Genomic DNA, 19,268 nt, shown 5'->3' with positions numbered 1-19,268 from the left:
CTCAAGCCTGGGTCACGAGCAGCGACTCGACCGCGGCGATCACGTCGCCCACTGTGCGCACCTGCTTGAACTCTTCCGGCTTGATGCGGCGGCCCGTCATTTCCTGCAGTTTGATCGCCAGATCGACCGCGTCGATGCTGTCCAGATCCAGTTCCTCGAACAGATGCGCCTCCGGCGTGACGCGTGCCGGATCGATATCGAAGTTCTCGTGAAAGATCTCGCGGATACGGTCGAGAATTTCAGCTTCGCTCATGATTCAATCCCCTTTCCCTGCAGTGGCTTCCAGCGCCTCGTTTTCGTTTGCGTGGCCCGCGACGAGCGCCGCGAGCGTGTTGATCGACCGAAAGTAGCCGCGCACGTTTTCGTCGTCGGCGTTGATGGTCAGTTGATAGTGCTGGCGCAGCACGATGCCGATCTCCAGCGCGTCGATCGAGTCGAGCCCCACGCCGTCTGTGTCGAACAGCGGCGCGTCGTCGTCGATATCGGCGGGCGTGAGATGCTCGAGATCGAGCGCTTCGATCAGGAGCCGCTTAATTTCCAGTTTTAAAGTATCCATAGTCAAACAGGTGCTGTGTGATTTGCGCCTCGATAGTGCGCGTGACGTTGCGCGCGGCGAGCGCGGAGGGCATGTCGCGCGGCGCGAGCGGCTGAACGCCGATGGGCGCCAGCACGTTCACGGTCATGCGGAAACGTCGCTGCGGAACGTGGTACCAGCGCATCTGCTTGGTAAAGGCGGGCGGATCGCAGTGCATGAGTACGGGCAGCACCGGCGCGCCGGCCTCCAGCGCCGTATGCGCGAAGCCGCGCGAGAACGCATGCAGCCGATTTGGCGCCGGGCTGCGCGAGCCTTCGGGAAAAATGATCATGCTGTAGCCGTTCGCGAGCTGGCGCGCGCAGTCCTGCACGAAGCCTGCGGGATCGGCGTTGCTCACGTATTCGGCCGCACGCACGATGCCCCAGAAGCACGGGTTGCGCCAGTGCGCGTTCTTCACGACGCAACAGGCGGAAGGCGTGAGCGCGAGCAGCACCACCACGTCGAGATAGGTGGGATGGTTCGCCACGACGATGGCGGGTGCGCCCTTGCGCAGTGCGTTTGCACCGTCCACGTCGAGCGTCATGACGCCCACGCGCTGCAAGGCGGCCACGAGCGCGCGGAAAAACCAGTGGATGAGGGTCGTGACCGCACGTTGCCGCGAAGCGCGATGCGGCCAGACCGATGCGAGCGGAAACACGATCACCGAGAAGAGCAGCCCGCACGCGCCGAACAGGGCGAGGCTGAAACCGGTGGCGAAAAGCCGCCAGCCGTAATCAAGCCGAGCCGACATGCCAGCTCCATTGCCATGTGCCGCCGCTGCCCTGCCACGCGGCGCACTCGCCTTCGCTCAGACAGTGACGCAACGCTTCACTTTGAGTCGCGAATTCGCGTGCGTGTTCGTGCGCCTGAGCGGCCGCGCCCGGCTTGTTTTCTGTGATGGAGCATGCGAGCCGGCCTTGCGGCGCTGCGCTCGCGTCGAGCAGCAATGCGAACGCGCCGCGCTGCACTTCCTGTTCGATTGCGCCGTAGCGCGCGTCGGCGGGTTCGTCGGCGTAGACGACCAGCACCGGGCTGCCGGGGTCTTCCGAATAAAGCGCATGACCTTCGAGCAGCGCGTAGCCCAGCGTTTGCGCGCCTGCGGAGAGCGCCGTAGCCGGCGAGCGGTCGCCCCGCACGATGCCGAACAGCCCCGTCATCGCGTTGAGCACGGAAAGACTGAACGCGTTAGGCGAAACGGGCTTCTTTGCCTCGATGTCGCGCAGAATGTCCGTCGTACGGCGCAACTCGCCGTGCCGCGATGCGAAGACCACGCGTGCCCGGGTTTGCGCATCGACGCAGTCGCCCGCCACCTTCAGCGCCATCCGCGAAAGCGCGCTCAGGCGGCGGCGCATCATCGGATCGACGAACGCAACCTCAGGCAAACTTTCCGCTGCGGAAGACCAGAAGGACCAACGCGCTACGGGCATGGTCCACGATAAATCGGGCATAACGGGTTGACGGTGTCCACGGCCGCGGCGTGCGGGCTCTCAACCCCGAACGGCGTATGTTTATTTTTCCTCGGCCCGCAAATGCTCTGGGCGGAGTTCTCGTGCGTACTTTAACGGCTTGGTTCCCGAATTATTTAGGGTGGTTCGTGAAATATTTTGAAATGACTTGTTGAGCTTCAAGAAATTCCTTGAAATCAAATGCTTAAGCATGGGGCCAATGCGCGCATCTGCCTAAGCAGAACCGATTTCACAGGGAGGAATCCAGGCCGATGGTTTCGCGCCCGCCACTCGGTCGAAATAGGCATCTCCCCTTGCAGGCCGTAGAATGCGGGCACCGAGGGCCAGTTTCGGTCATTGACTGCCATCCCTCAGCTTTCAGTCATCCGAGCGCTTATTCTTCCAGTCGCCCCACCATGCTTTCCCTTTCCACCATCGGACTGATGGTCTCGGGCTGCGCGATCGTGCTGCTCATGCCGGGGCCCACCAACACCCTGCTCGCCGCAGCCGGTTTGAGGCAGGGTCTGCGCCGCTCCGTGCATCTGACCGCCGCCGAACTGGCCGGGTACCTGGTGTCGATTACCCTCTGGGGGCTTTGCTTCACCCATGCTTCGCAGTCGCTGAGCTGGCTGCCCAAAGTGCTGCGCGTGGCCAGCAGCCTTTATCTCGCTTGGCTCGCCCTGCGTCTTTGGCTCACGGCAAGCTCGATCGAAACCTCGGCAAACGGCGTGGTCAGCACGCGCACGCTGTTCAGCGCCACCGTGCTCAATCCCAAGGCCATTTTGTTCGCCGGGTCGATTTTTCCGCCCATGGCATTCGAGAGCGTCTCGATGTGGTTCCAGGCCATGGCGATCTTCGCGGTCTTGCTGGTCCCCATTGGCATGACATGGATCGCCATCGGCGCCGCGCCGCGCAATGGGCGTGCGCCGTTCATTCGTCCGGCGTTCTTCCAGCGTTGCGCGTCCGTCGTGGTGGGCGCCTTCTCCGTGTCGCTCATGTGGGCGCTCGCCCACTAAAGCAATCGCGCCATTTGCAGGCTCAGGCCTGCTGTGGCGGGATGAGTTCGGCGACGCTGAGCCAGCGGCTGCCAGCCGCTCCAGCGAGGCGCTGCAGCGCTTCGGCTCTGTGCACACCGCCCTGCACTGGGAAAGCCTTCGTTGCGTAGGCGGCAAGCGATAGGAGCAAAGCGACAGCCATCAGGGCAAAAGCGATCTGCTTCGGGTCGGCGCGCGTCTGCCGCGTTTGGCGTTTTCATTCTCGCGATACAGCGCGTGGGTTCTATGTGCCACGCCCGGATTGATGGCTTACTTGCGCCATCACGCCAGCGCCCCGGCACGAACCGCAAGACGCAACGGGCGCATCACGACACGAGGAGAACGCGCATGCCCACCGAAGACCCGCAGCACCGCTACGTGCTCACGCTGTCCTGCCCCGCCGCCGCCGGGCAGGTTGCCGCGGTTGCCGGCTTTCTCGACGCGCACCGCGGCTATATCGACGAACTCACGGTGTTCGACGACGACATCAGCACGCGCTTTTTCCTGCGCTGCGTCTTTCACGAGGTCGTGCAGCCCGGCACGGGCGAGCGCTTCGATCTCGCGGGCCTGCGCGACGAATTCGCGAGCGTTGGCCGCAAGCATGAGATGACCTGGGCCATCCACGATCTGCGGGTGCGTCCCAAAGTGCTCATCATGGTCTCCAAGCTTGAACACTGCCTGGCCGACCTGCTGTTTCGCTGGCGCATGGGCGAGCTGCAGATGGACATTGCGGGCATTGCCTCGAATCACCGCGATTTCGAACCGCTCGCGCGGCAGCATGATCTGCCGTTTCACTATCTTCCCGTTACGCCGGAAACGCGCCGCGAACAGGAAGCCGCGATCCTCGACCTGTTCGATTCGACCGGTTCGGAACTGCTGATTCTTGCGCGCTACATGCAGATTCTTTCCGACGAAACGAGCCAGAAACTGGCCGGCCGCGCGATCAACATCCACCATTCGTTCCTGCCTGGCTTCAAGGGCGCGCGGCCCTATCACCAGGCGCATGTGCGCGGGGTCAAGCTGATCGGCGCGACGGCGCACTTCGTCACCGACGATCTCGACGAAGGCCCGATCATCGAGCAGGAAGTGCAGCGGGTCGACCACTCGCTGAACCCCGAGCGCCTGCTGGCCGTCGGGCGCGACGTCGAATGCGTGACGCTCGCGCGCGCCGTGCGGGTATTTCTCGAGCGCCGGGTGTTCATCAACGACGGGCGCACCGTCGTGCTGTAAGCACGAGCGTGGGTGTTCAAGCCGCCGCGTTGCCGTGGCGGCGCTGCGCTTGCGCCACCAGCGCCGCGAACGGGCCTTCGCTCATCTTGCTGGCCACCCGTTGCGCGTAGTCGTGATGCCGCTGCTCGAGCGCCGCGCCCACGCAACGCGCCTGCAAATAGCGCAGCAGCCCGATACGCCCATGCCCGCGCGCCATGCTCTGCTCCAGCAGCGCGAGCGCGGCTTCGGCGTCGCCGTGACGGGCGCGTTTGTTGAGTTCGACGGTTTCGGTGCGCGGCATGAGAGCAGGCCTCGTGGATGGGTTCGGCGTGGGGCGCGTGCCCACTAGCGAGTTGACCAAAGCGGCGGTGCGGCCGCTAGAACGAACGCGCCAGGGCGACAGAACCGCCCCGCCATGCGGCCTGTATTCCTTCGCCATTACGCGGATTTCGCTTTTGCGAAGATCGATGGCGGAAAACGACAAGCGCCAGGGGGCCATATCGGGGATGCTTGGCTGAAACCGTATCGCCGATTTCCAGCGCCCCCATGTCCGACACACTCGCCACCGCCGTTTCCTTCGACGCCGCTCCCAAGGAGCGCATTCGCTTCGGCATCGTGCTGCTGCCGAACTTCACGCTGACCGCGTTCTCCGGATTCGTCGACATGCTGCGTCTGTCCGCCGATGAAGGCGACTACAGCAAGCCGGTGCGCTGCTCGTGGCGCGTGATCGGCGAAACGCTCGCGCCCGTGCGTGCGAGTTGCGGCATTCAGGTCGCGCCGTGGGAAACCTTTGCCGATGCCGAGCCGGTCGACTATCTCGTGGTCGTGGGTGGACTCCTGCACTCCGGCCCGCACGCGAGCGAAGCCACGCTGCAGTACATCCGCCGCGCGGCCAGCGGCGAGACGACAGTGGTCGGGATCTGCACGGGCGTTTTCGCGCTCATGCGCGCCGGCGTGCTGGACGGCCATCGGATTTGCGTGAGCTGGTTCCACTACTGGGACTTCATCGAGCGCTTCCCCAACGTCAATGCCGACGCTATCGTCGCCGACCGCCTGTTCGCGATCGACCGCCGTCGCATTACGTGCTCGGGCGGGCGAGCATCGATCGACGTCGCCGCGGCGATCTTGCTGCGCCACTTCGATCACGCGACCGTGCAGAAGGCGTTGCGCATTTTGCTGGTGGGCGAAATGCAAAAGGGCAATGCGCCCCAGCCTCACCCGCCCGGCCTCGAACCCGCCACGCACCCGAAGGTCAAGCGCGCCGTGCTGCTGATGGAGCAGCAGGTTGGCCGCAACGTGCCGCTGGAAGAGCTGGCCTGCAAACTGAATCTTTCGGCGCGGCAGCTCGAACGGCTTTTCAAGGCAGAAACGGGCAAGAGCCCGCGTGCGTTCGCCAACGTGCTGCGCCTGCGCACTGCGGCCTGGCTGCTCACGAGTTCGGATCGGACTGTTGCCGATATTGCTTCGAGTTGTGGGTTTTCGGATGCTTCGCATCTTGGGCGCGAATTTCGTAAGCAGTTTGGCGTGCCGCCTGTTATGTTTCGCGCGCAACGCAGTGGGCAGGATGCTGCTCAGTTGGCCGAACTTGATGCGCTGTTGCGCAATGAATCGCCGCTTGCGCGGCCGGATGTTGAGGGGGGTGTTGTTCGGGCGTCGCTGCATTGATGTGTTTTTTTTGTGGTCCTTCTGGGGCTTTGGCCTTTCCTTGTTTTCGCGGCGGTATGCAGGCGTTGCCCCTGTGCGGGGCGGCACCTACTTTCTTTGCAGCGGCAAAGAAAGTAGGCAAAGAAAGCCGCTCAAACCGCTAATGCCTGCCACCGTTCACATCGCGCCACCAAGGGTTAATGGCTCCGGAGCGTCTGTCACCTCGCACCATTCTCGTTAGTGACAAGGGGCTCATCCGTTCCCGCTGCTCGCTACGCGCGCAGCGGCCGGGTCTGCAAGGGAAACCAGGGGCATTGTCATGCGGTAACGCAATGCAAGCGCACCACTGGTTTTAGGTTATGCCCTTCGGCGCGCGTAGCGCCGCCGGAAGGATGAGCGCCTTGTCACTCAGTTCGGTGGTGCGAGGTGACAGACGCTCCGGAGCCATTAACCCTTGGTGGCGCGATGTGAACTGTGGCAGGCGCTAGCGGTTTGAGCGGCTTTCTTTTGCCTACTTTTCTTTGCCGCTGCAAAGAAAAGTAGGTGCCGCCCCGCACAGGGGCAACGCTGGCATACCGACGCGAAAACAAGTTCCAACCGTCAGCATCCGCAAGCCCCCTACTCCCCACGCCGCTCATGACTCGGCGCATGCCCAAACTGCACCCGATACGCCTTACTAAAATGGCAAGGCGAATTGAACCCACAAATCGCGGTCACACGCGAGATCGACGTATCGGTGGTACGCAACAACTCACGCGCGCGTTTCAACCGCAACGTCAGGTAGTAATGCGTAGGCGAGACGTTCAGATACGCCTTGAACATCCGCTGCAAATGCCGCTGCGAGAGCCGCACGAGCCGCGCCAGCTCTTCCAGCGAAAGCGGCTCCTTGATATTCGCTTCCATCAGCCGCACGACCTCCACGAGTTCGGCCCGCGAAAAGCCCACGCGCGCGTCCACGGGTATGGGCTGCAGATCAGTGGAGCTGCGAATCCGTTCGAGGATGAACTGTTCGGACACCTTGGCAGCAAGGCTTTGCCCAAGGCGCGCGCCAACGAGTTCAAGCATCAGGTCGAGCGGCGCGGTGCCCCCGGTGCAGGTAAGGCGATCGCGATCGACAACAAACAGCTCGTCGGCAAAGCGTACGCGCGGAAACTCCTGGTGCAGTACCGTGAGATCTTCCCAATGCACGGCACAGCGATAACCGTCCAGCAGCCCGCTTGCCATCAGCGCGTAAGCACCGGTGCAGATGCCGCCAAGCGGCACGCCCTGCTGCGCCACCATGGCGAGCGTGGCACGCACGCTGTCGCTCATGATCTCGCGAATGCGTATGCCGCCGCACACGATCAGCACGTCCGGCAGGCACGCCGGGTCGAGCGCCTGCGCGGGGCGCACCGTGATGCCGTTGCTTGCGCGGGCCGGTGCGCCGTCGAGCGAGTAGATCGACCAGCGGTAATGGTCCGCGCGCCCCACGTAGTTCGCCATGCGCAGAACCTCGACCGCGCTCGAAAACGCGATCATCGAAAAGTTCTGCAACGTCAGGAAACCGAAATGCCTGATGGACGATGCCGTGCGCGTTTCGGGCTCGGGCACGGCGATGTCGGTCGTCACATTGCGCTCCTCGGGAACGGCGGTTGATCGTATTAGTTCAAGCCATTACGCCTCGACGACTGCGGGCCGCACGCGCATCAGATGTTTGAGCCCGGAGAACAGCGGTGCTTTCACGGCGCCCGGTGCGCGGCCAAAGCTTTCGGTAATGCGGTCGAGAATAATCGCGAGCAGCACGACCGAAAGCCCGCTTTCGAAACCGAGGCCAATATCCAGCCGCTGAATACTCGCGAGCACGTCGTTACCAAGACCGCCAGCGCCCACCATCGAAGCGATGATGACCATGGAAAGCGCCATCATGATGGTCTGGTTCACGCCCTGCATGATCGAAGGCAGCGCATTCGGAAACTGCACCTTGTACAGCAACTGCCACGGCGTGCAACCGAACGCCTGCCCGGCTTCCACGATCTCGCGGTTCACGTGCTTGATGCCGAGGCTCGTGAGGCGCACGGCGGGCGGCATGGCGAAGATCACGGTGGAGAGAATGCCGGGCACGCGGCCAAGGCCAAACAGCATCGCGGCAGGAATCAGATAGACGAAGGCCGGCATCGTCTGCATCAGGTCGAGGATGGGCCGCACGATGGTCTGCACGACCTTGCTCTTGGCCGTCCAGATGCCGAGCGGAATGCCGATCACGAGGCTGATCACCGTTGACGAAAGCGTGAGGCCGAGCGTCACGACGGTCTGATCCCAGAAGCCGGTCGCATAGATCAGCAATAGCGAACAGGTCGCGAAGATCGCGAAGCGCCAGCCCACGCGCCACAGGCCGATGGCGATGAAGAACGCCATGAGCGCCCACATGGGGATGGCCTGCAAGCCGTGCTCGACAAGTGCGGCGAAGCCCTCGATGGCCCTGCCGACGGCATCGAAGCTGTTGGCGTCGTGGTCGAGCAGATAGTGAACCGACTGATCGACCCACTGGCCGATGGGAATGATCTCAGACATGAGCACCTCGATTACGCGTAATGACCTTCAGAACGGCAGCCTGATCGATGGAGCCGCAGTAACGGCCCTCGTCGTCGACCACGGGCAGTGCCGTCGTGTTCGCGCACACGCGCGTCACGACCTGCTCCAGCGGCGTGCCCAGCGTGATGCATTCGACTTTCTTGAGCGACGGCTGCGCGGCGCCAATCGCATCGCGCGTGACGAAACCGCTGATGCGCCGCTGCCCGTCCAGCACGAACGCGTATTCGGCGCTGCCGTTGAGCGACGAAGCCACGCTTTTCGCGTCGAGCGAGCGAATGAGCGGCACCGCTTCGCGCTGCATGAGATCGCCTGCCGTGAGATAGCGGCTCGTGTCCACGCCGTCGAAGAACGCGCGCACGTAATCATCAGCAGGATTACTGATGATTTCCTGCGGCGTGCCGATCTGCACGATACGACCGCCTTCCATGATCGCGATGCGGCTGCCAATGCGCAGCGCCTCTTCAAGATCGTGCGAGACGAACATGATCGTGCGGCGCTGCTCCTTTTGCAGTTGCAGCAGCACGTTCTGCATTTCCTTGCGCTTGAGCGGATCGAGCGCTGAAAACGCCTCGTCCATGATCATGAGCGAGGGATTCACCGCGAGCGCGCGAGCGAGACCCACACGCTGCTGCATGCCGCCCGAAAGCTCGGCGGGCAGCTTCTGCGCAAATGCGGCGAGGCCGACCTGCTCCAGCACGCTCAGCGCGCGCCGCTCGCGCTCCTTGCGGCCCACGCCCGCCACTTCGAGGCCGAACGCGGCGTTCGCCAGCACGCTGCGCTGCGGCATGAGCGCGAACGACTGGAACACCATGCTCATGTCGGTGCGCCGCAGCGAGACGAGCTCCGAGCGCCGCACGGCGGCAATATCGCGCCCGTCGATGACGACCTTGCCGGCGGTGGGCTCCACGAGCCGGTTGATGAGCCGGATCAGCGTGGACTTGCCCGAGCCGGAAAGCCCCATCAGCACGAAAATCTCGCCTTCGTGCACCTCGAACGACGCATTGTTCACGCCGAGCACGTAGCCGGTTTTGGCGAACAGTTCGTCTTTCGTTGCGCCCTTGGCGAGCAGCTCACGTGCAAGCTTCGGGTTGGGCCCGAACACCTTGCATAATCCATCGACCACGATCTTGGGGGATTTCATCGACTCCATCTCCTCGAACGGCAGGCGCCGGCCCGCACGGTATGTCTACATGGTTGCCAGAAAAAGCCCGGCCGGGATGGCGAATTGCGACAGACGCTTACGCAAAAGCGACACGGCGCCGGATCAGGAAAATCACGTGCTGCACGTGCGCAATCGCACTGGGACACGGGTCTGGCGGGGCCACAGCGGGCCCCCTGCCGTTTTTCTGCTGATGATTACTGCGTGGCTGCCCAGGCATTCACGCGGTCGCCGTGCGCGGCGATCCACGTGTCGGCGGCGGCGTCGGGCTTCTCGCCGTTCTGGATCGCGAGCATCACGCTGTCGATCTCGCCCGGCTTCCACTGGAAGTTCTTCAGGAACGCCACCACCTGCGGAGCCTTCTTCTCGAGCTCCGGGTTGGCCACGTTGTCCACGTGTTCGGCTGCGCCGTACACGTTCTTCGGATCGTCGAGGAAGCGCAGCTTGTACTTGGCGAACATCCAGTGCGGGGTCCAGCCCGTGACGATCACGGGCTTTTTCGAGCCCACATCGCGCGCCAGCTCGGCCGTCATCGCGCTGCCCGAGCTCGGCATCACGCTGTAGCTGAGGTCGTATTGCTTGACGGCCTCGTCGGTTTTGCGCATGACGCCCGCGCCCGCGTCGATGCCGACGATGCGCCCGCCGAACGCCGACTTGTCCGCGTTCAGGTCGGCGATGCTCTTCGCGCTCACGTAGTCAGGCACCACGAGGCCGATCTTCGCGCCCGGGAAGTTCGTGCCGAGGTCGACCACCTTGTCCTTGAACTGCGCCCAGTACGCGCCCTGAGTAACCGGCAGCCAGGCGGAAAGCGTCGCATCGAGGTCGCCGCGCGCCACGCCCTGCCACATGATGCCGGCTGCCACGGGCACGAGTTGCACCGGGTAGCCATAGCGCTTTTCGATGATGCGCGCGGCCACGTTCGACGTTGCCACGCTGTCGTCCCAGCCTTCGACATAACCGATCTTCAAGGTCGGCTTGCCGTCGGCAAACGCCGGGGCGCTCAAGCTCACCATCGCCGATAACACACCGGTCCAAAAGAGTTTTCCAGCCAGCTTCATGGTCGATCTCCTGTGATATGGGCAAGCGCCCCGTCCTATGCAGATTCGCCCGCCACAATCTGCCGCTAACGTCGATTTACGACGTGTTCTTGTCGTTGCGCGACGCGCGCGCTATTTGTCGACGACGAGATCGGACAGCGGCTTCGAGCAGCACAGCAGTGCCATGCCCTGATCGATTTCGCGCTGGCGTATGCCGCCGCTATGCTTCATTTCCACCTGCCCGGAAACGAGCTTGACCTTGCAGGTTCCGCACATGCCCTGGCTGCACGAAGAGGCCAACCGCACGCCCGCTTGGCGCGCGGCATCGAGCACGGTCTGTTGTGCGCCGCATTCAATCTCGCGGCGGCTCTTCGCGAACGTGATCTTGAAGCTGGCCGTTTCGACGGACGATTCTGATTGCGCCGGAGGCTGCTCCACCGGCGCATCTTCTGGCGCCGTAAGCGTTTCGAATGAAAAACTCTCTTCGTGGTAGCGTTCGCGCGCGAAACCGGCTTCGTCGAGCAGATCGCGCACGGCTTTCATGTATGGTGCAGGCCCGCAGGTAAAGATCTCACGCTCCATGAAGTCCGGCGCGATGAGCTTCAACAGCGGCAGCGAAAGAAAGCCGGTCACGCCCGGCCAATCGGTGCGTGCGCCCACCCTCTCGCAGACGAACGACGTGCGGAAATTGGCGCGGCTCGCAGCGATCAGTTCCAGCTCGCGTGCGAAGATGATGTCGTCGGGCGTGCGGGCGCTGTGCACGAAAACGATGTCGCGGTCCTCGGCGAGATCGTGATGTGCGCGGCTCATCGACATGAGCGGCGTGACGCCCGACCCCGCGGAAAGAAACAGATACTTCGGCGCAGGGTGACGCGCGCACGTGAATTCGCCGGCCGGCCCGAGCACGCGCAGCGAAACGCCGGGGCGCAGATTGTCGTGCAGCCAGTTCGACACCTTGCCGCCGGGCACCCGCTTGACCGTGATGGAAATGGTATGAGGCCGCGCGGGCGACGACGAAATCGTATAGCACCGGTTGATGGCCTCGCCGTCGATCTCGAGTTCGAGTGTGAGGAATTGCCCCGGCTCGAACGAGAACGTGCGGCCCTGCGGCGAGCGCAGGAAAAAGCTCTTCACGTCGTGCGTTTCCTGCCATACGTGGCAGCACTCGAGGGTTTCCTCGACCTCGCTCGTCCACCGTTCGGGCAACGCGCCCCAGAACGCCGGGCGCGTCACCCGGCTGTCGCTGAGATCGAGTGGATTGAATTGGGCCGCGTCTCGCATCATGTCAAACTCCGCTCTCTTTACTTTTACGCGCGTGCGTTATGCGCCGATCTGCCTGGCGAGGCGGCCGATATACCAGGCCGAGAACTTTTCGACGAGCCCTTCCGTGTACGGCGAATACGGCCCCGGCTCATACGCGCTGCTCGCCGCGCCGCGCTGCGAATACTCCACGAGCGTGCGGTCCTGATTGTTGGTCGCGTTCCACACGGCGGTGAGATTGTCCACGTCGTAGTCGATGCCTTCGCGCGCGTCCTTGTGAACGAGCCAGCGCGTGCGCACGAGCGTCTCGCCCGCGGAAAGCGGAATGACCGAGAACGACACGATGTGATCGCTCATGAAGTGATGCCACGAATTCGGCTGCGTCCAGAACGAGAGACCGCCCAGATCCGCTGTGCGGAATTCGCCAAGCAGCTTCTTCGAGGCGACCTTCGCGTCGAGCGTTTGCGACTCGCCGCAGCGGTCGAGCGGCAGACGCTGCGTACGAAAACCGGTGACGTCCAGCAGTTTTTCGATTTCGACCGACGGCAGGTCCATCGCTTCCCACTGCTTCGCGCGCTCGTTGCAAGTGCGCTCGAACGCATCCATGCCTTCCGCGTTGGCCTCTGTGCGCGCGTAGCCAAAGCCGTATTCGTAGAGCGAAATGGTCAGCTCGGGATGGTTCGCCACGCAGTGATAGCACTCGCGGTTGTTTTCCATCACGAGCTTCCAGTTGCCCTTCTCGATGATGTCGACCTGCGCGGCGACCTTGCAGCCGGCCAGATCGTGCGGCAGCAAATACGGCTCCATTTCGGCGCGCATGTCCGCGAAGTCGGTGGGCGGCTCTTCGGCGAGGCACACGAAGATCAGGCCCGCGAGATTTTCCACGTGCACGGTCTTGAGGCTGTGCTTGCAGCGGTCGAACTGCTCGCCCATGTGCTCTGCGAACATCAGCGCGCCGGTGAGGTTGTAGGTCCAGCTGTGGTACGGGCAGACGATATTGCCCACCGAGCCCTTTTCTTCATTGCACAGGCGCGCACCGCGATGGCGGCAGACGTTGTGGAACGCGCGCACCTGCATGTCATCGTCGCGCACGATCAGGATCGAGTCGCCCGCCAGTTCGATGGTCACGTAGTCGCCCGGTTCAGGAATTTCCGCTTCGGTTGCGACCTCGATCCAGTGCTGCCGGAAAATCGTCTCCATATCGAGCGCGAAAATCTCCTCGCTCAGGTAGAAAGGCGCTTCCAGGCTGTAACCCGCCTGACGCCGCTCGATCAGTGCGCGAATCTCTGCCGTTACTTTCATGTGTGCTCCGGATTTTTCATCCCAGTTCGTTGCCGACACGCCAGCAAAATCAGTAGTCGATGAGTTGATGCTCGCGCAAATAAGCGAGGATCACTTGTGCTTTTTCGACCGAACTCCCCTCAATTACGACGTTGCCGCCCCGGCTCTCGGTCGTGGTCGCCGAAAGCATGCGCGCGTGGCCCGAGCGTTTCTCCGCCGCGGCGAGGCGCACCGGCTTGCGCTCGATGGGGCCAACCGTCCATGCGGCGGATTCGGTGGATTCGGCCACGCTCGCGCGCGTGACGGGCTCGGGCCGCACCGCGCCCGCACGCAAGCGCGCGTAGGCATAGCGAGGCTGGGCGTTGGCGAGCGGATGCACGGCGATCACGGCGGGCAGCGCCGTTTGCACGCGCCGGCGCAGCCCTTTGGGCAGGAACTGACGCACGACGGCGGTGCGCGCGGCCACATCGACGTCGATGTTCACGGCGCTCCCCACCATCGGCACGCCTAGCGCGGCCGCCACGCGGTACGGCAGCATGCCGCTGTCGTGCGCCCCTTCGGCACGCGTGCCGGTCAATACGAGGTCGTAACCGCGCACGCGTTCGGCGATAAGGCGTGCCGCGTCGCCGGACGGCGCGCAGGCCAGCACCTCGACTTCGTGCGCGCCGAGTGCGAGGTATTCGACGAGCGCCGGATCGGCGGCGTCGCCTGCATGCAGCACGGACAGCCGCGCGCGATGCCGCTCGGCGAGCGTACGCGCAAGTTCGAGCGCGAGCGCGTCGTTGCGGCTATAGCGCGGTGCACCGCTTACCGGGTGGCGCCCCACCGAAACGAGCACTGCAATGCGCTCAATTGCACGTTGAGGATCATGGCGTGCGTTCATGCGGCGACTCCTGCGCGATGCGTTTCGTCGTGTACGGCGCTCGAGCCGCCCCGCGTGGCGCGTGCGGCCTGCACCTGCTCGATCAGCGCGGCGATGGTGCCTTGCGCGTCGCCGACCACGGTCAGATTGGCGCGCTTCGCGATTGGCGCGCTGCCGTCGAGATTCACGGCGATCACATGGCGGCAGTCCTTGATGCCCTGCAAGTGCTGCACGGCCCCGGAAATGCCGAACGCGATATACACGCTCGCCTCGACCGTCTTGCCCGTTGCGCCCACCTGCTTGTCGCGCGTGAAGTGACCGTTGTCCACGGCCACGCGGCTCGCGCCAATCGCGGCGCCGAATGCGCCCGCGAGCCGGCCGAACGCCGCGATGTCGGTTACGCCGTTGCCCGCCGAGACGATGAAATCGGCTTCTTCGAGCGCGACCTGGGCGGCGTCGATGGATTCGAGGCCGAGATCCTTATACGGCGACGCGATGTCGTTGGCAGGCCGGATGAACTCGCCCGCAAGGCGCTCACCCGCACCGACGAACGGCAGCTTCGAATCGACGGCGTTCGGCGCGAGCAGGATCACATCGGGCAGCGAGCGCGCGGCCCACGCGCGCTTTGCCTGCTCGTACACGCCGACATGCTTCGCGTCGATCTCGACCACATGCGCCGCCACGCTCGCCCCGGCGCTGGCCGCGTAGCGCCGCCCGAGATCGCCGTCGCCATAGGCGTTGTCGGGCACGAACACATGCTTCGGGGCAAGCGCCGCCGCGCAGGCCTGCAGCGCGCGCAACTCGCTTTCCGGCGCGAACGTGCGGCGCTCGAATCCGGGCAGTTCGATCAGCTTGTCCACGCCGAGCGCCCCGGCGTCGTCTTTCAGTTCACCGAACACGAGCAGCGCCACTTCGGTTTGTGCGTCGGCGAGCAGCGCGGCGGCGGCAATGGCCTGGCACGCGTGGTCATCGAGCGCGCCGCGTTCGGCATGCGCGACTACGAGCAGATACTGATTCGGGTTGCTAATCACACGACGAGGCTTCGGCGCACCGGTGTGGCCGTGTTGCGTGAGCCATTGCGTCGCGCTTGCATCCGCGCTGCCGGTCTCGCCCAACGTGATGCGCTTGAGGCCCGCCGCCGTCACGACGAAGGGGCGGCGCGGATCGATTCGTTTGAGGGTATTCATCGATTCACTCCAACGAGGCGGCCACGAGTTCGGCCACGTCGAGCACGTCCGGGCGCGGGCCCACCACACCTTCGAGCATGGCCGTGCATTGCGGGCAGGCCACGGCGACGACGTCGGCGTTCACTGCGCGCGCATCGGCGATGCGGATATCGGGAATGCGCTGCTTGCCGGGGATATCGGTGAGCGGCGCGCCGCCACCGCCGCCGCAGCAACGTGCGCGCATGCCGCTGCGCTCCATCTCCACGACCTTGATGCCGATGGTCTTGAGCAGCTTGCGCGGCGCTTCGGTTTCGCCGTTGTAGCGGCCCAGATAGCAGGGATCGTGATACGTCGTGCGCTTTTCAGCGAGCGCCTGCACGGCCTTGGGCGCGATGCGTCCGGTCGCGGCGAGCTCCGCGAGATAGGTCGTGTGATGCAGCACCTCGTAACGCCCGCCCAGCGCGCGGTACTCGTTGCGCAGGCTGTGCATGACATGCGGATCGGCGGTCACGATGCGCGCGAAGTTCAGCGTGGCGAGCGTCGTCATCATCTGCCTGGCCATGCGCTGGAACGTCGCTTCGTCGCCCAGGCGGCGCGCCACGTCGCCTGTGTCGGTTTCGCACCCGCCGAGCACCGCGTAGTTCACGCCCGCCTTGTTGAGCACCTTCACGAGCGCGCGCAGCGTGCGCTGATAGCGCATGTCGAACGCGCCCTCGCCCGCCACCACGAGCACGTCCACACGCTTGCCCGGTTGCGCCACGGGTGCATTGAGGTCCACCGCCCAGTCGTAGCGCGCCGCCTTGTCGTAGCCGCCGGCCGTGCCCGTTTCGCGCAGATTGGCGAGCACTTCGGGGCCCTTGCCCGGCACTTCGCCATGCACGAGCGTCTGGTTGCGGCGCATGTCGACGATCGCATCGACGTGCTCGATCAGCATGGGGCACTCCTGCACGCAGGCGCGGCAGGTGGTGCACGACCAGAGCGTTTGCGCTTCGATCAGGCCCGAAACGATCGGACCGTTCGGCGCACCGCTATGCTGCCCAACCTGGATGCCGGGCGTGGGGCTGCCCGCGTAGGCCGCGTCGGTGCCGCCCGCCATGCCGACCACGAGGTCCTGAATCAGCTTCTTGGGATTGAGCGGCTGGCCCGAGGCGAATGCGGGGCACGCGGCCTCGCATTTGCCGCACTGCACGCAGGCGTCGAAGCTCAACAGCTGGTTCCAGCGAAACTCAACGGGCTTCGCCACGCCGTATTCCTGCTTCTCTTCGATGTCGGGGAGCTTCAGCGCCGTGGGCGGCGTGGCCGTGCCGTTGCCGGTCCAACCCTCGCGCGTTGCCGAAAAGCGCTCCTGGCGCGGATGGAACGCCAGATGCAACAGGCCGGCAATCGCGTGCTTCATCGGGCCGCCCTTCGCTGCGCCAAACGTCATCGCGAACGCGCCAACGCCGATCAGCACGGCGCAAAGCACCGCGAAGCCGCCCGACATGGCGCCCGCAGGCACCAGCGTGAAGAGCGCCACGCCCAGCGCGAACGAACCGAGCAGCCACGGCAGCGTATTCCACGGCCCACGCGATAGACGCGCTGGGACATCTTTCGCGTGACGGCGACGCCAGACGAACACCGCACCGATCAGCATGGCGAGCGCCGCGAGAAAGATGAGCTTGTCGAGCCACGGCGAATAGATCGCGAACCCGTAGTTGACGAACACGAGCGCAAGCGCCGCGATCGCACCACCGGCCGTCGCGACGTGCGTCTTCGCGATATACGGGTCGCGCGCCACCACGTGGTGCAAATCGACGAAATACCGTTTCGGTATGCTGAACAGCTTGCCGAAGCCCACGGAGCTGGGCGCAGCGGCGCGCCCCACCCGCCAGAAGGCGGCGCGCTTCGCGACCGCGAACGCGAGCCCCGCCATCGACATCCACAACAGCACGGTAATGAGCCAGGTCGGATTCATGGTTCAGAAGTCCTTGGCAAGCCGCAGCGCGTCGTAAATCGCGCCGTGGATGTTGTGCAAGGAAATGCAGTCGCCCACGCGGAAGAGCAGGAAACGGCCACTACCGAGGTCCTCGGAAAGACATGGCTGCGCCTCGGCCGCGAAGAGCTTGTGCACGTCCACCTGACCGCGATTGACCGATTCGGGCTTGAGCTTCCAGTACAACTCGTCGTTCGGCGTGCTGCCGTTTTCGATCACTACCTGATCGACGGCGCGCTCTTCCTGTTCCTCCGTGTACTCGTTGCGCAGCACGGCGATCTTCTTGCCGTCTTCTTCGTACACGCGGTCGAGCCAGTAATTCGGCGTGTGAATGACGCCCTGTGCGTAGAGGCGGCGATAGAAGATCGGGAACGTGGTGCCGCCCACGTCGTCGGCGACCTTGACATCGGGCGTGACGATTTCGACCTTCGAGCCACGGCTCGAAATGAAGTCGGCCACGCCCGCGCCCGCATGCGTGCTCACGCCGTCGTAGACGAGCACGTTCTGCTTCGGCTCGACCTTGCCGCTCAGGATGTCCCACGCGCTCACGGCAAGTCCTTCTTCCACGCCCCACGCGGGTACCTGCTGCGTGAAGCTCGACCCACCGGTTGCGAGCACGATGATGTCGGGCTTTTCCGCGAGAATTGTTTTCTCGTCGGCCGCGACGCCCAGACGGCGGTCCACGCCAATGCGCTTCGTCTCCATGTCGAACCAGCGCACGATGCCCGCCATCTGCTCGCGCTGCGGCGCTTTCGCTGCGAGCAGGATCTGGCCGCCCACGGCGTCGTTCTTTTCGAACAGCACCACGTCATGGCCGCGCAGCCGCGCCACGCGCGCCGCTTCCAGACCCGCCGGGCCCGCGCCGACCACCACGACCTTTCGCTTCGGGCCACGCGACTTTTCGATGACATGCGGCATGGTCGCTTCGCGCGACGTTGCGGCGTTCTGCACGCACAGCACGTCGAGCCCGTTGTACTGGCGGTCGATGCAATAGTTCGCGCCCACGCACTGCTTGATTTCGTCTTCGCGGCCGTCGCGAATCTTGATGACCATATGCGGGTCGGCGATCTGCGCGCGCGTCATGCCCACGAGATCGACCATGCCGCTCGCGAGCAAACGCTCGGCCTGGCCCGCGTCGCGAATGCTCTGCGCGTGCATCACGGGCAGCTTGACCACCGACTTGATGCCAGCCGCGAGATGCACGAACGGCTCGGGCGGCAGCGCCATGGGCGGCATGCAGTTCGCGAGCGTGTTGTGCGTGTCCGCGCCGGAGCCGATGACGCCGAGATAGTCGATGAGGCCCGTTTCCGACATCGCCTGCGCGATGTCCTTCAACTGCTCGTGATCGAGGCCGTCTTCATGGAATTCGTCGCCGCACATACGCAGGCCGACGCAAAAATCCTTGCCCACCGCTTCACGCACAGCCTTGAGCACTTCCACGCCAAAGCGCAGACGGTTTTCGAGCGAGCCGCCCCATTCGTCGGTGCGAAAGTTCGTGCGCGGGCTCCAGAATTGATCGATCAGATGCTGGTGCGCGGCAGAGATTTCGATGCCGTCCATGCCTGCGTCTTTCACGCGCTTCGCCGCCGCCGCGAAGTCGCCGATGATGCGGCGGATTTCCTCCACCTCGATGATCTTCGCGTTGCCGCGGTGCACCGGTTCGCGCACACCCGAAGGCGACATCAGATGCGGCCAGTGTTCGCCGTGAAAGGCGGAACGGCGGCCCATATGCGTGGCCTGGATCATGATCTTCGCGCCGTGGCGGTGCATGGCTTCGGCCAGACGCGCGAGCGGATCGATGATCTTGTCCGTGGCGAGGTTCACCGATTTCCACCAGCCCTGGGGACTGTCGATCGACACCGGGCTCGAGCCGCCGCACACGGCGAGGCCCACGCCACCCTTGGCCTTCTCCTCGTAGTAGCGGATATAGCGGTCGCCCGGCAAGCCGCCCGGCTCCGCGTAGACCTCCGCATGGGCCGTGCTGACGATGCGGTTACGCAGCGTGAGCTGATTGAGCGTCAAGGGTTTGAACAAGTTGGGGTAGCGCATCGCAG

The 19,268-nt window shown here is 64.3% G+C and carries 17 protein-coding genes and 1 pseudogene; 3 read left to right on the top strand and 15 right to left on the bottom strand.

Annotation, left to right across the window (positions count from 1 at the left end; all coding sequences use genetic code 11):
* Nucleotide 1: 1 nt before the first annotated feature.
* From U5A58_RS23020 to U5A58_RS23005, 4 genes are read right to left on the bottom strand one after another with little or no spacing between them, the layout of a single operon-like run.
* The gene (locus U5A58_RS23020; RefSeq protein WP_158759959.1) at nt 2-253 is read right to left on the bottom strand and encodes an acyl carrier protein; all 252 of its coding nucleotides are present in this window, start codon (nt 251-253) and stop codon (nt 2-4) included.
* Nucleotides 254-256: 3 nt separating this feature from the next.
* Entirely contained in the window at nt 257-556 is a 300-nt protein-coding gene (locus tag U5A58_RS23015) for a phosphopantetheine-binding protein (RefSeq protein WP_321939605.1), read from the bottom strand.
* A complete protein-coding gene (locus U5A58_RS23010; RefSeq protein ID WP_321963139.1) occupies nt 531-1,325 on the bottom strand; it encodes a lysophospholipid acyltransferase family protein in 795 nt (264 codons plus the stop codon). The genes U5A58_RS23015 and U5A58_RS23010 overlap by 26 nt, the downstream gene beginning before the upstream one ends.
* Entirely contained in the window at nt 1,309-2,022 is a 714-nt protein-coding gene (locus tag U5A58_RS23005; RefSeq protein ID WP_321963138.1) for a beta-ketoacyl synthase chain length factor, read from the bottom strand. The genes U5A58_RS23010 and U5A58_RS23005 overlap by 17 nt, the downstream gene beginning before the upstream one ends.
* Nucleotides 2,023-2,435: 413 nt before the next feature.
* On the opposite strand from U5A58_RS23005, the gene U5A58_RS23000 reads away from it, so the two are divergent.
* Nucleotides 2,436-3,035 (top strand): LysE family translocator, encoded by a 600-nt coding sequence (locus U5A58_RS23000; protein ID WP_321963137.1) that lies wholly within the window; start codon nt 2,436-2,438, stop codon nt 3,033-3,035.
* A 366-nt stretch (nt 3,036-3,401) separates the two neighbouring features.
* Nucleotides 3,402-4,283, top strand: a complete 882-nt coding sequence (gene purU / locus U5A58_RS22995) for a formyltetrahydrofolate deformylase (protein WP_321963136.1) — start codon at nt 3,402-3,404, stop codon at nt 4,281-4,283.
* A gap of 16 nt (nt 4,284-4,299) precedes the next feature.
* Here purU and U5A58_RS22990 read toward each other — a convergent pair whose 3' ends face one another.
* A complete protein-coding gene (locus tag U5A58_RS22990) occupies nt 4,300-4,563 on the bottom strand; it encodes a hypothetical protein (protein ID WP_321963135.1) in 264 nt (87 codons plus the stop codon).
* Nucleotides 4,564-4,808: 245 nt separating this feature from the next.
* On the opposite strand from U5A58_RS22990, the gene U5A58_RS22985 reads away from it, so the two are divergent.
* Nucleotides 4,809-5,927: a GlxA family transcriptional regulator gene (locus tag U5A58_RS22985; RefSeq protein ID WP_321963134.1), complete on the top strand. Its 1,119-nt coding sequence runs from the start codon at nt 4,809-4,811 to the stop codon at nt 5,925-5,927.
* A 597-nt stretch (nt 5,928-6,524) separates the two neighbouring features.
* Here the strand turns inward: U5A58_RS22985 and U5A58_RS22980 are convergent.
* From U5A58_RS22980 to U5A58_RS22935, 10 genes and pseudogenes are all read right to left on the bottom strand, one after another.
* Nucleotides 6,525-7,514 carry a GlxA family transcriptional regulator gene (locus U5A58_RS22980; RefSeq protein ID WP_321963133.1) on the bottom strand — a complete coding sequence of 330 codons (990 nt, stop codon included), beginning with the start codon at nt 7,512-7,514 and terminating at the stop codon, nt 6,525-6,527.
* A 45-nt stretch (nt 7,515-7,559) separates the two neighbouring features.
* A complete protein-coding gene (choW, locus tag U5A58_RS22975; protein WP_321963132.1) occupies nt 7,560-8,456 on the bottom strand; it encodes a choline ABC transporter permease subunit in 897 nt (298 codons plus the stop codon).
* Nucleotides 8,449-9,815, bottom strand: a pseudogene (locus U5A58_RS22970) (quaternary amine ABC transporter ATP-binding protein); the annotation flags it as partial. The pseudogene U5A58_RS22970 and the gene choW, both read right to left, overlap by 8 nt.
* A gap of 18 nt (nt 9,816-9,833) precedes the next feature.
* Nucleotides 9,834-10,694, bottom strand: coding sequence for a glycine betaine ABC transporter substrate-binding protein (locus U5A58_RS22965; RefSeq protein WP_321915391.1), 861 nt, complete (start codon nt 10,692-10,694; stop codon nt 9,834-9,836).
* A 111-nt stretch (nt 10,695-10,805) separates the two neighbouring features.
* Nucleotides 10,806-11,957: a hybrid-cluster NAD(P)-dependent oxidoreductase gene (locus U5A58_RS22960; RefSeq protein WP_321963131.1), complete on the bottom strand. Its 1,152-nt coding sequence runs from the start codon at nt 11,955-11,957 to the stop codon at nt 10,806-10,808.
* A 36-nt stretch (nt 11,958-11,993) separates the two neighbouring features.
* On the bottom strand, nt 11,994-13,235 hold the full coding sequence (locus tag U5A58_RS22955) for an aromatic ring-hydroxylating dioxygenase subunit alpha (protein WP_321915393.1): 1,242 nt from the start codon (nt 13,233-13,235) through the stop codon (nt 11,994-11,996).
* Nucleotides 13,236-13,284: 49 nt separating this feature from the next.
* Complete coding sequence (locus tag U5A58_RS22950; protein WP_321963130.1) at nt 13,285-14,097, bottom strand: electron transfer flavoprotein subunit beta/FixA family protein; 813 nt, start codon at nt 14,095-14,097, stop codon at nt 13,285-13,287.
* Nucleotides 14,094-15,263 carry an electron transfer flavoprotein subunit alpha/FixB family protein gene (locus U5A58_RS22945; protein WP_321963129.1) on the bottom strand — a complete coding sequence of 390 codons (1,170 nt, stop codon included), beginning with the start codon at nt 15,261-15,263 and terminating at the stop codon, nt 14,094-14,096. The genes U5A58_RS22950 and U5A58_RS22945 overlap by 4 nt, the downstream gene beginning before the upstream one ends.
* 4 nt (nt 15,264-15,267) lie before the next feature.
* A complete protein-coding gene (locus tag U5A58_RS22940; protein WP_321963128.1) occupies nt 15,268-17,196 on the bottom strand; it encodes a (Fe-S)-binding protein in 1,929 nt (642 codons plus the stop codon).
* A gap of 3 nt (nt 17,197-17,199) precedes the next feature.
* Nucleotides 17,200-19,263 (bottom strand): NADH:flavin oxidoreductase, encoded by a 2,064-nt coding sequence (locus tag U5A58_RS22935; protein WP_321963127.1) that lies wholly within the window; start codon nt 19,261-19,263, stop codon nt 17,200-17,202.
* Between the last annotated feature and the right edge of the window lie 5 nt (nt 19,264-19,268).

The organism is Paraburkholderia sp. J7, from assembly GCF_905220155.1.
GTDB lineage: Bacteria > Pseudomonadota > Gammaproteobacteria > Burkholderiales > Burkholderiaceae > Paraburkholderia.
The sequence above is the reverse complement of the archived record's forward strand: the minus strand, read 5'-3'. Positions and strand labels throughout refer to the sequence as shown.

Bases quoted from the DNA above. Each gene is read 5' to 3' on its own strand.
- U5A58_RS22990 (WP_321963135.1), bottom strand. From the start codon at position 4,563: ATGCCGCGCACCGAAACCGTCGAACTCAACAAACGCGCCCGTCACGGC.
- U5A58_RS22960 (WP_321963131.1), bottom strand. From the start codon at position 11,957: ATGATGCGAGACGCGGCCCAATTCAATCCACTCGATCTCAGCGACAGC.
- U5A58_RS23000 (WP_321963137.1), top strand. From the start codon at position 2,436: ATGCTTTCCCTTTCCACCATCGGACTGATGGTCTCGGGCTGCGCGATC.
- U5A58_RS22965 (WP_321915391.1), bottom strand. From the start codon at position 10,694: ATGAAGCTGGCTGGAAAACTCTTTTGGACCGGTGTGTTATCGGCGATG.
- U5A58_RS22955 (WP_321915393.1), bottom strand. From the start codon at position 13,235: ATGAAAGTAACGGCAGAGATTCGCGCACTGATCGAGCGGCGTCAGGCG.
- U5A58_RS22985 (WP_321963134.1), top strand. From the start codon at position 4,809: ATGTCCGACACACTCGCCACCGCCGTTTCCTTCGACGCCGCTCCCAAG.
- U5A58_RS23015 (WP_321939605.1), bottom strand. From the start codon at position 556: ATGGATACTTTAAAACTGGAAATTAAGCGGCTCCTGATCGAAGCGCTC.
- U5A58_RS22940 (WP_321963128.1), bottom strand. From the start codon at position 17,196: ATGAATCCGACCTGGCTCATTACCGTGCTGTTGTGGATGTCGATGGCG.
- U5A58_RS22935 (WP_321963127.1), bottom strand. From the start codon at position 19,263: ATGCGCTACCCCAACTTGTTCAAACCCTTGACGCTCAATCAGCTCACG.
- U5A58_RS23010 (WP_321963139.1), bottom strand. From the start codon at position 1,325: ATGTCGGCTCGGCTTGATTACGGCTGGCGGCTTTTCGCCACCGGTTTC.
- U5A58_RS22950 (WP_321963130.1), bottom strand. From the start codon at position 14,097: ATGAACGCACGCCATGATCCTCAACGTGCAATTGAGCGCATTGCAGTG.
- U5A58_RS22945 (WP_321963129.1), bottom strand. From the start codon at position 15,263: ATGAATACCCTCAAACGAATCGATCCGCGCCGCCCCTTCGTCGTGACG.
- U5A58_RS23005 (WP_321963138.1), bottom strand. From the start codon at position 2,022: ATGCCCGATTTATCGTGGACCATGCCCGTAGCGCGTTGGTCCTTCTGG.
- choW (WP_321963132.1), bottom strand. From the start codon at position 8,456: ATGTCTGAGATCATTCCCATCGGCCAGTGGGTCGATCAGTCGGTTCAC.
- purU (WP_321963136.1), top strand. From the start codon at position 3,402: ATGCCCACCGAAGACCCGCAGCACCGCTACGTGCTCACGCTGTCCTGC.
- U5A58_RS23020 (WP_158759959.1), bottom strand. From the start codon at position 253: ATGAGCGAAGCTGAAATTCTCGACCGTATCCGCGAGATCTTTCACGAG.